This window comes from Mesorhizobium marinum (assembly GCF_040813675.1).
GTDB lineage: Bacteria > Pseudomonadota > Alphaproteobacteria > Rhizobiales > Rhizobiaceae > Mesorhizobium_K > Mesorhizobium_K marinum.
On record NZ_JBFOCI010000002.1, the window covers coordinates 122,904 to 132,500 of the forward strand.

The following is a 9,597-nucleotide window of genomic DNA, read 5'->3' on the forward strand; positions in this document are numbered from 1 at the left end:
TCTGTTCCTCCTCATCGCATGGACTGGGTCTCCTGCAGAAGAGGAGGCTCAACGCATGAATGCCCAAACCCCGACCGTCACGACGGGCAAACTTCCCGCGTCGAGGAAGGTCCACAGGGCCGGAAGCATCCATCCCTCAATCCGGGTGCCGATGCGCGAGATTTCGGTCCATCCCAGCGCCGGCGAGCCGCCGGTCACGGTCTACGATTCGTCCGGCCCCTACACCGACCTATCGGCGACGATCGACATCGAGGGCGGCCTGCCGCGCCTGCGCGAACAATGGATCCTCGCCCGCGGCGACGTCGAACGCTATGACGGCCGCGCGGTGAAGCCGGAGGACAACGGCTTCGTCTCGCCCGACCGGCTGACGCCCGAATTCCCGGTCCGCAACGCGCCCTTGCGCGCCACCGACGGCCGCGCCGTCACCCAGCTCGCCTATGCCCGCGCCGGCATCGTCACGCCGGAGATGGAATTCGTCGCGATCCGCGAAAACCTTGGCCGGGAGCAGATGAGGATGAAGCTGGAGCGCGACGGCGAAAGCTTCGGCGCCGCCGTTCCCGACTTCGTCACCCCCGAATTCGTCCGCGACGAGGTGGCGCGGGGCCGCGCCATCATCCCGTCCAACATCAACCATCCCGAGAGCGAGCCGATGATCATCGGCCGCAATTTCCTGGTCAAGATCAACGCCAATATCGGCAATTCGGCCGTCACCTCGTCGATGGCCGAGGAGGTCGAGAAGATGGTGTGGGCGACCCGCTGGGGCGCGGACACCGTGATGGACCTCTCCACCGGGCGCAACATCCACAACATCCGCGACTGGATCGTGCGCAATTCGCCGGTGCCGATCGGCACCGTGCCGCTCTACCAGGCGCTCGAAAAGGTCGGCGGCATCGCCGAGAACCTGACCTGGGAGGTGTTCCGCGACACGCTGATCGAGCAGGCCGAGCAGGGCGTCGACTATTTCACCATCCATGCCGGCGTGCGCCTGGCCTACATTCACCTCACCGTCGACCGCGTCACCGGCATCGTCAGCCGGGGCGGCTCGATCATGGCCAAGTGGTGCCTGCACCACCACAGGGAGAGCTTCCTCTACGAACATTTCGAGGAGATCTGCGACATCTGCCGAACCTATGACGTGGCATTTTCGCTTGGCGACGGCCTGCGTCCCGGCTCGATCGCCGACGCCAACGACGCGGCGCAGTTCGCCGAACTCGAAACGCTCGGCGAGCTGACGAAGATCGCCTAGGCCAGGGATTGCCAGGTGATGATCGAGGGGCCCGGCCACGTGCCGATGCACAAGATCAAGGAGAACATGGACAAGCAGCTCGAAGTCTGCGGCGAGGCGCCCTTCTACACGCTCGGGCCGCTCACCACCGACATCGCTCCGGGCTACGACCACATCACGTCGGGCATCGGCGCGGCGATGATCGGCTGGTTCGGCACCGCCATGCTCTGCTACGTCACGCCGAAGGAGCACCTCGGCCTGCCCGACCGAGACGACGTCAAGACGGGCGTCATCACCTACAAGATCGCCGCCCATGCCGCCGACCTCGCCAAGGGCCATCCCGCCGCCAAGATCAGGGACGACGCGCTGTCGCGGGCACGCTTCGAGTTCCGCTGGGAAGACCAGTTCAACCTCTCGCTCGACCCGGAGACGGCGCGCGCCTTTCACGACCAGACGCTGCCCAAGGAGGCGCACAAGGTGGCGCACTTCTGCTCCATGTGCGGCCCGAAATTCTGCTCGATGAAGATCAGCCACGACATCCGCGCCGAGGCGCAGAAGGAAGGGCTGGCGGCGATGGCGGCAAGATATCGCGACGGCGGCGACCTCTACATGCCCGTCGGGCAGGAGGCCTGAGCGATGACCAGCCCTTCCCTTCTGTTCGCCCGCATGCGCGAGACCGCACCGCTCGTGCAGTGCATCACCAACTATGTGGCTATGAACGTCGCCGCCAACGTCCTGCTCGCGGCGGGCGCATCGCCGGCCATGGTTCACGCGGAGGAGGAAGCCGGTGAGTTCGCTGCGATTGCCGGCGCGCTCACCGTCAACATCGGCACCCTGTCGCCGGCGTGGGTGGCGGGCATGAAAGCGGCCGTCGCCGGGGCAACCGCCGCCGGCCGGCCATGGGTGTTCGACCCCGTGGCGCATTTCGCCACCGCCTTCCGGCGCCAGGCGGCGGCCGAACTGCTTGCGCTCCGCCCCACGATCATCCGCGGCAACGCCTCGGAGGTCATCGCGCTCGGCGGCGGCACGAGCGCCGGCAAGGGCGTCGACAGCGGCGACCCCATCGAGCAGGCCGAAGATGCGGCGCGCCAGCTGGCGCTCGCAAAGGGCGCCGTGGTCGCGGTGACCGGAGCGGTCGATTTCGTGACGGATGGCGCGCGCGCCGTCCGCATTCCGGGCGGCTCGCCCCTGATGCCGAAAATCACGGCGATGGGCTGTTCGCTGACGGCGCTGGTCGGCGCCTACGCCGCGATCGCGCCCGACCAGCCGTTCGAGGCTGCGACGGCGGCCCTGGTCACCTTTGCCGTCGCCGGCGAAAGCGCCGCTCGCGACGCCTCCGGTCCCGGCAGTCTCGCCGTGCGCTTCCTCGATGCGCTGCATGGGCTCACGGCAGCCGACCTCGAGGCCGGCGGCAGGGTCCTTGCGGCATGAGGCGGTTCGACCTGTCGCTCTACCTGGTCCTCGATCCGGATCTCTGCGTCGTCCATTCGATGGCGCAGACGGCGCGCCTCGCGGTCGCCGGCGGCGTCACCATGGTCCAGCTTCGCGACAAGGCGGCAACCACCGCCGCCCTTGTCGAGACCGGCCGCGAGCTGAAGGCGGCGCTGGCCGGCACCGGCGTCCCGTTGATCGTCAACGACGACCTGGAGGCCGCCGTCGCCATCGACGCCGACGGCTTTCACGCCGGGCAGGACGACGTGCCTGCTGAGGTCGCGCGCCAGCGGCTTGGCCCCGGCCGGATTCTCGGTCTCTCGGTCGAGACGGAAGCCGCCGTCGAGGCGATCGACGTCGGCGTGGTCGACTATGTCGGCGTCGGTCCGGTCTTCGCCACCCCGACCAAGCCCGACCACAAGCAGCCCATCGGTCTCGACGGGCTGGCCCGGCTCGTCCGCCTCTGTCCCCTGCCTTCCGTTGCCATCGGCGGATTGAAGCAGGCGCATGCCGCCCCGGTCCTTGCCAGCGGCGCGGGCGGGATGGCGGTGGTCTCCGCGATCTGCGGGCAACCCGATCCGCAGGCCGCCGCCCGGTCGCTGTCACGGTCGATCGAGGCCTGGCGCCTGTCGCACTGACGACCCGGCGACGGAGAACCGCGCGGCCGAAAGCGCCGGCCTCGGATAGTGGGCCTCAGGCGGCCGGCCACAGGCGATGGAAATGATGCAGGGGGCCATGGCCATGCCCGACCTCGAGCGTGCCGCTCGCCGCAAGCGCGCCCTGCAAGTAGCTTTTCGCCTGTCCCACGCTCTCCTCCACGGTGTTGGATGGCAGCAGCGCTGCGATCGCCGCCGACAGCGTGCAGCCGGTGCCGTGGTCGTTCTTCGTCTTGATGCGCGGCGCGGACAGTTCGATCGTCGCCGATTCGCCGTGCAGGATGTCGATGCTGGTTTCCGGATCCTCCATGTGCCCGCCTTTCAGCAGCACCCATCGGGAGCCGAGCCGATGCAGTTCGACCGCCCGCAAGCGCATCTCCCCGAGCGACCAGTCGGGCTCGGTGCCGAGCAGCACCGCCGCTTCCGGCAGGTTCGGCGTGATCACTGTGGCGAGCGGAACCAGAAGCCCGCGGACGGCGTCGACCGCCGCCGGATCGAGCAGGTGATGGCCGCTCTTGGCGACCATCACGGGGTCGAGCACGACGTTCGCGGCCCGATGTCGCCCCAGGCTTCCGGCGATTGCCTCGGCGATTCCGGCGTTCGCCACCATGCCGATCTTGACCGCGTCGATCCTGACGTCGTCGAAGACGGCGTCGATCTGCTCTGCGACGAATTCGGGCTCGAGCGCGACGTAGGAGCGCACCCCTTGCGTGTTCTGGGCCACCACCGCGGTGATGGCCGACGTCGCGTAGGCCCCGAGCGCCGAGAACGTCTTGATGTCGGCCTGGATACCGGCGCCGCCGGACGGATCGGTCCCGGCGATCGTCAGCACGTTGGCGACGGCGCCGCCCATGGCGCTCGGTGAAGGGTTCGGGTTGGACATTGCGGCCTCGCTGCAGAGACCGGAGAAGGAGCGGTTCGCCGTGACCAGTCCCTTCGCCGGCATGATCCGGATCAGGTTCAAAGGGTCACGGCGCTGCCTTTTGGGCCCGGCCGAATCTCAGCCCCCTGCGGGGCACCCCTCGGTGAAGGGCGATGTGTAGCAAGCCCGGCGCGGCGATGCATCCGCCATTTCGTCCCGACCGGAACGCCGCGAGGGCGCCGCGTCGGCCGTCAGGCTGCCGGGCGATCAACAGGCACGCCGCCCACCTCGGAGACGATCCAACGATAGAGCGCGTTGGCGGCCGGCTGGTCCAGCTTCCCGTTCGGCATCACGAAATGATAGCCGTTCTCGGTCGGCAGCGGCCGGTCGACGACGACCCTGAGCTGCCCCCCCTGCAATTCCTGCTCGATGAGATAGAGCGGCAGCAGCGCGACCCCGAGTCCTGCCGACGCCGCCTCGATCACCATCGCGAACTGGTCGAATCGGTGTCCCTGGTAGGAGGCTGTCGTCTCAACGCCCGCCAGCGCGAACCAGTCGGACCAGGCCTTGGGGCGCGTCGCGAGATGCAGCAGCGGAAGCTGCGCCAGCGTCTCCGCCGTTTGCGGCTCCGCATGCCCGGCCAGCACCGGGCTGGCCACCGGCACGATCACCTCCTGGCAGACATAGCGGCAGGTCGCATTGGCCCAGACCGGCTGGCCGTAGTGAATGGCCGCGTCGAAACCCTGTTCCTCGAGATCGAACGGCTCGGAGCGCGACGCAATGTCGAGCACGACTTGGGGATGCGCCGCGAGAAAGCCTGGCAGCCGCGGCGTCAGCCAGCGCGCCCCGAAGGTCGGCAGCGTGGCAAGCCGCAGCAGCGACGCCTTCGAGCCGGCCATGGCGCGCAGCATCGCCGCCTCCCCCTGCTGCAGGAGCTTGCGCGCGTCCGGCAGGAATTTTCGGCCGGCCTCGGACAGCACGACGCGCTGGCGCACGCGCTCGAACAGCAGCACGCCGAGCTGTCGCTCCAACTCGCCGATCTGCCGGCTGACCGTGCTCTGGGTCAGGCTGAGTTCACGCCCCGCCTGGGTCACGCTGCCGTGCCGGGCGGCGCTCTCGAAGGCCTGCAGCTTGCCGAGGTCGGGGATCAGTGCGCGCGAAAGGGTCATGCAGTACTCGCAACATTCATACTGGATTCTGAACGAAAGCTGTCCTCAAGAGGGTTACATAACGACGTGGGCGCATCAAGTCGCCGGACAGGACGCTGCCAGATCCTCATCCGGCGCCATCGTCAGGCAGCTGCCGCTCACCCCCAAACGAGCGCCGGCTCCCAATAGGTTAGTCGGCAAACTCAGGTCTGCCGGGCTGCTCCCAGGGGCCGTGTCTTGCGTTGCCGGAATCGCATGCCGGAGACTTTTGCGATAGGGATGTCGGGCCCATCCGACGTCGTGCATGTCGGATTGGGCCGGTGGGCAACCGCGTCCGCGCTGTTCTGCCCCACCCGGAAAATCATGCGGCGGCCCCGAACCGCGCCAGGTGCTGGACGATGACGACGAACCCCGGCTTCCATTGCTGGCGCCACCGGGCGCGCGACGACGAAAGTTTGATCGTCTTTCCAGACGGGTGCCGGGATGTGCTGATCATCAGACCGAAGCGGGGACCGGTCCAGATCCTCCTGACCGCGCTCGACGTCCGGCCGCGGCATGCGCATCTTGCCGCAGGCGACGACGTCGTCGGCTACCGTCTGCGGCCGGGAACGACCATGTCTCCCGCCGAACTGGAGGCCATTCGACGCGCGCCGGCGCAATCGCAGCAAATCCTAGCCAACGCTTCCCGCAGCGGGACCGACGCGGGCGATGCGATCCAGCTGCTTTCGGAACCGGGCATCACCGTCGCGCGCGCGGCAAGACGTCATGGCGTATCGCTTCGGACGCTGCAGCGCCATTTCATTTCCAGCGACCTGCCGCCGCCCGACTTCTGGCGACAGCTTTCCAGGGCGCGACGGGCCGCAGCCATGCTGGGGCAGTCCGAACCACTGGCGGTGATCGCCGGCGAATGCGGTTTCAGCGACCAGGCGCACATGAGCCGCGATCTCCGACGCTGGTTTTCGTCGACGCCGGCGCAACTCAGCCGGAGCCCGCTGGCGCTCGAACTCTTGCGTCAGCCCGCGCTCGGCAACTGGACCGGCGAACAGATCTCGACCAGATAGCCGTCGGGGTCGCTGACATAGGACGTCGTCTGTCCCCACGGCTCGTCCCGCACGGCCTGGACCGGCGCCGCACCGGCCGCGACGGCGCGATCGTACGCCGAGTTTACGTCCTGGGTCTCGAAGGCGATTTCGAAGACCGGCGCCTGTGGCGACGGACTGCCCGGGGCCTTGCCCAGCTCCCGCATCAGCCGCTTCGATGAAAAGGCGAGCCTGGTCTGGCCGGTGGAAAGCTCGCCATAGTCTCCCGACTCGTGAAGGAATCGCCGCTCGAGGTTGAAGGCGCGTTCGTAGAACGCCAGTGCCCTGGCGACATCGTCGACATAGAGGATGGTGTATCGGAAGATCATGCTTCTCTCCGGCAGGCGCGTGATCCATTTCAATGGACGCCAGGGCGTCTTTTGTCTTGAAGGATCGCGACAGGGCCGGCCATCGGTCGCAGGCCGGCGGCACCGCTCGCGCGAGGAACTGCCGCGAACGCGCCAAGGAAGCGACGGCATTTCGAGCTGGCGAGAGAAGCCGAAGGGCACAACCGGGATGCGGCGCAATGTCGCCCGAATGGCTACGGTGTCCCCAAAAGCAAAAAACCCCGCCGGTAAGGCGGGGTTTTCAGAAAGTTTGGTTGCGGGGGCAAGATTTGAACTTGCGACCTTCAGGTTATGAGCCTGACGAGCTACCGGGCTGCTCCACCCCGCGCCACCGGACCGACTGCCGAGGCAGACTGTCCTTGAGAAGCTGTCCCGTCAAACGAAAGGGCCGCTTTCGCGGCCCGAAATCCCGTTTGGCGGGCCGTCGTAAGAGAAGATTTCAACATGCGCTTTGCAGACCTGGCAGCGACTTACTCTCCCGCGTCTTGAGACGAAGTACCATCAGCGCTGGGGCGTTTCACGGCCGTGTTCGGAATGGGAACGGGTGCAGCCACCCCGCCATAACCACCAGGTCGGCAAAGAGCATGTTGTGTTTTCGAGAAGCTGTTCTTGACGTGCCGTCCGATCAGAGCCGTTCAGGCGCGATGGGCACAGAGAATGAGAACGATCAAGCCGATCGAGCTATTAGTACCGGTAAACTTCATGCGTTGCCGCACTTCCATACCCGGCCTATCAACGTGGTCGTCTTCCACGGCTCTCAGGGAATACTCGTTTCAAGGTGGGTTTCCCGCTTAGATGCCTTCAGCGGTTATCCCGTCCGGATATAGCTACCCTGCAATGCGGCTGGCGCCACAACAGGTCCACCAGAGATCCGTCCATCCCGGTCCTCTCGTACTAGGGACAGATCCTTTCAATATTCCTACACCCACGGCAGATAGGGACCGAACTGTCTCACGACGTTCTGAACCCAACTCACGTACCGCTTTAAATGGCGAACAGCCATACCCTTGGGACCTGCTCCAGCCCCAGGATGCGATGAGTCGACATCGAGGTGCCAAACAACCCCGTCGATATGGACTCTTGGGGGTCATCAGCCTGTTATCCCCGGCGTACCTTTTATCCGTTGAGCGATGGCCCTTCCACACGGGACCACCGGATCACTATGACCGACTTTCGTCTCTGCTCGACTTGTCAGTCTCGCAGTCAGGCAGGCTTATGCCATTGCACTCAGCGAACGATTTCCGACCGTTCTGAGCCCACCATCGCGCGCCTCCGTTACTCTTTAGGAGGCGACCGCCCCAGTCAAACTACCCACCACACATTGTCCCGGACCCGGATAACGGGCCGCGGTTAGACATCCATAGAGATAAGGGTGGTATTTCAAGGGTGGCTCCACCAAGGCTGGCGCCCTGGCTTCAAAGCCTACCACCTATCCTACACATGCCACTACGAATGCCAATGTGAAGCTATAGTAAAGGTGCACGGGGTCTTTCCGTCTAACCGCAGGAACCCCGCATCTTCACGGGGAATTCAATTTCACTGAGTCTATGCTGGAGACAGCGGGGAAGTCGTTACGCCATTCGTGCAGGTCGGAACTTACCCGACAAGGAATTTCGCTACCTTAGGACCGTTATAGTTACGGCCGCCGTTTACTGGGGCTTCGATTCAGAGCTTGCACCCCTCCTCTTAACCTTCCAGCACCGGGCAGGCGTCAGACCCTATACGTCGCCTTGCGGCTTCGCAGAGCCCTGTGTTTTTGATAAACAGTCGCTACCCCCTGGTCTGTGCCACCCTCCACTGCTTGCGCAATAAAGGGTCACGCTTCTTCCGAAGTTACGCGTGCAATTTGCCGAGTTCCTTCAGCATAGTTCTCTCAAGCGCCTTGGTATACTCTACCAGTCCACCAGTGTCGGTTTCGGGTACGGTTTATAAGGAGGAGCTATTTCCTGGAACCACTTCGCCGCCAGATCAATCCGATAAGACCTGACGACACACGTGATCCGTCACTACCTCCAAGCTCACGAATATTAACGTGATTCCCATCGTCTACGCATTTCTGCCTCGACTTAGGGGCCGGCTAACCCTGCTCAGATTAACTTTAAGCAGGAACCCTTGGACTTTCGGCGGGGGTGTCTCTCACACCCCTTACGTTACTCATGTCAGCATTCGCACTTCTGATACCTCCACCGCCCCTCACAGGTACGGCTTCATCAGCTTACAGAACGCTCCGCTACCGCTCACGATTGCTCGTGAACCCTAAGCTTCGGTGTATGGCTTTAGCCCCGTTACATTTTCGGCGCAAAGACCCTTATTTAGACCAGTGAGCTGTTACGCTTTCTTTAAATGATGGCTGCTTCTAAGCCAACATCCTGGTTGTTTTGGGATCCTCACATCCTTTCCCACTTAGCCATAACTTGGGGACCTTAGCTGTAGGTCAGGGTTGTTTCCCTTTTCACGACGGACGTTAGCACCCGCCGTGTGTCTGCCGACTAGTACTCCTGGGTATTCAGAGTTTGCTTAGGTTTGGTAATCCGGTGAGGACCCCTAGCCCATGCAGTGCTTTACCCCCCAGGGTATTCGGTCGACGCTCTACCTAAATAGATTTCGCGGAGAACCAGCTATTTCCGAGTTTGATTGGCCTTTCACCCCTAGCCACAAGTCATCCCGAACTATTGCAACAGTTATGGGTTCGGTCCTCCAGTAAGTGTTACCTTACCTTCAACCTGCTCATGGCTAGATCACTCGGTTTCGGGTCTAATGCGACGAACTGAACGCCCTGTTCAGACTCGCTTTCGCTGCGCCTACACCTACCGGCTTAAGCTTGCTCGTCACACTAAGTCGCTGACCCA

Annotated in this window: 6 protein-coding genes, 1 tRNA gene, 2 rRNA genes, 1 pseudogene and 1 riboswitch (1 of these 11 cut by a window edge); of the genes and pseudogenes, 4 read left to right on the forward strand and 6 right to left on the reverse strand. The window is 64.3% G+C overall.

Going from position 1 to position 9,597, the window contains the following annotated elements; translation table 11 throughout:
* Positions 1-55: 55 nt before the first annotated feature.
* From thiC to thiE, 3 genes and pseudogenes are all read left to right on the forward strand, one after another.
* Positions 56-1,858: pseudogene (gene thiC, locus ABUE31_RS06085) on the forward strand (phosphomethylpyrimidine synthase ThiC).
* 3 nt (positions 1,859-1,861) lie between these two features.
* Positions 1,862-2,656: a hydroxyethylthiazole kinase gene (gene thiM, locus ABUE31_RS06090; protein WP_367722646.1), complete on the forward strand. Its 795-nt coding sequence runs from the start codon at positions 1,862-1,864 to the stop codon at positions 2,654-2,656.
* Positions 2,653-3,294 (forward strand): thiamine phosphate synthase, encoded by a 642-nt coding sequence (thiE, locus tag ABUE31_RS06095; RefSeq protein WP_367722647.1) that lies wholly within the window; start codon positions 2,653-2,655, stop codon positions 3,292-3,294. Before thiM ends, thiE begins: the two co-directional genes overlap by 4 nt.
* Before the next feature lie 55 nt (positions 3,295-3,349).
* Here the strand turns inward: thiE and thiD are convergent, their stop codons facing one another.
* Positions 3,350-4,165 (reverse strand): bifunctional hydroxymethylpyrimidine kinase/phosphomethylpyrimidine kinase, encoded by an 816-nt coding sequence (gene thiD / locus ABUE31_RS06100; protein ID WP_367723563.1) that lies wholly within the window; start codon positions 4,163-4,165, stop codon positions 3,350-3,352.
* 60 nt (positions 4,166-4,225) lie between these two features.
* Positions 4,226-4,345: riboswitch (TPP riboswitch) on the reverse strand.
* A gap of 80 nt (positions 4,346-4,425) precedes the next feature.
* Positions 4,426-5,343 (reverse strand): LysR substrate-binding domain-containing protein, encoded by a 918-nt coding sequence (locus tag ABUE31_RS06105; protein ID WP_367722648.1) that lies wholly within the window; start codon positions 5,341-5,343, stop codon positions 4,426-4,428.
* Between the two features lie 377 nt (positions 5,344-5,720).
* On the opposite strand from ABUE31_RS06105, the gene ABUE31_RS06110 reads away from it, so the two are divergent.
* A complete protein-coding gene (locus tag ABUE31_RS06110; protein WP_367722649.1) occupies positions 5,721-6,383 on the forward strand; it encodes a helix-turn-helix domain-containing protein in 663 nt (220 codons plus the stop codon).
* On the opposite strand, the gene ABUE31_RS06115 is transcribed toward ABUE31_RS06110, so the two are convergent.
* From ABUE31_RS06115 to ABUE31_RS06130, 4 genes are all read right to left on the reverse strand, one after another.
* Entirely contained in the window at positions 6,335-6,730 is a 396-nt protein-coding gene (locus ABUE31_RS06115; protein ID WP_367722650.1) for a VOC family protein, read from the reverse strand. The two genes, ABUE31_RS06110 and ABUE31_RS06115, sit on opposite strands and share 49 nt — an antisense overlap.
* 269 nt (positions 6,731-6,999) lie before the next feature.
* Positions 7,000-7,076 (reverse strand) — tRNA-Met (locus tag ABUE31_RS06120).
* Between the two features lie 129 nt (positions 7,077-7,205).
* Positions 7,206-7,320: ribosomal RNA gene (gene rrf / locus ABUE31_RS06125) — 5S ribosomal RNA — on the reverse strand.
* Positions 7,321-7,411: 91 nt separating this feature from the next.
* Positions 7,412-9,597, reverse strand: a 23S ribosomal RNA gene (locus tag ABUE31_RS06130) (it continues 612 nt past the right edge of the window).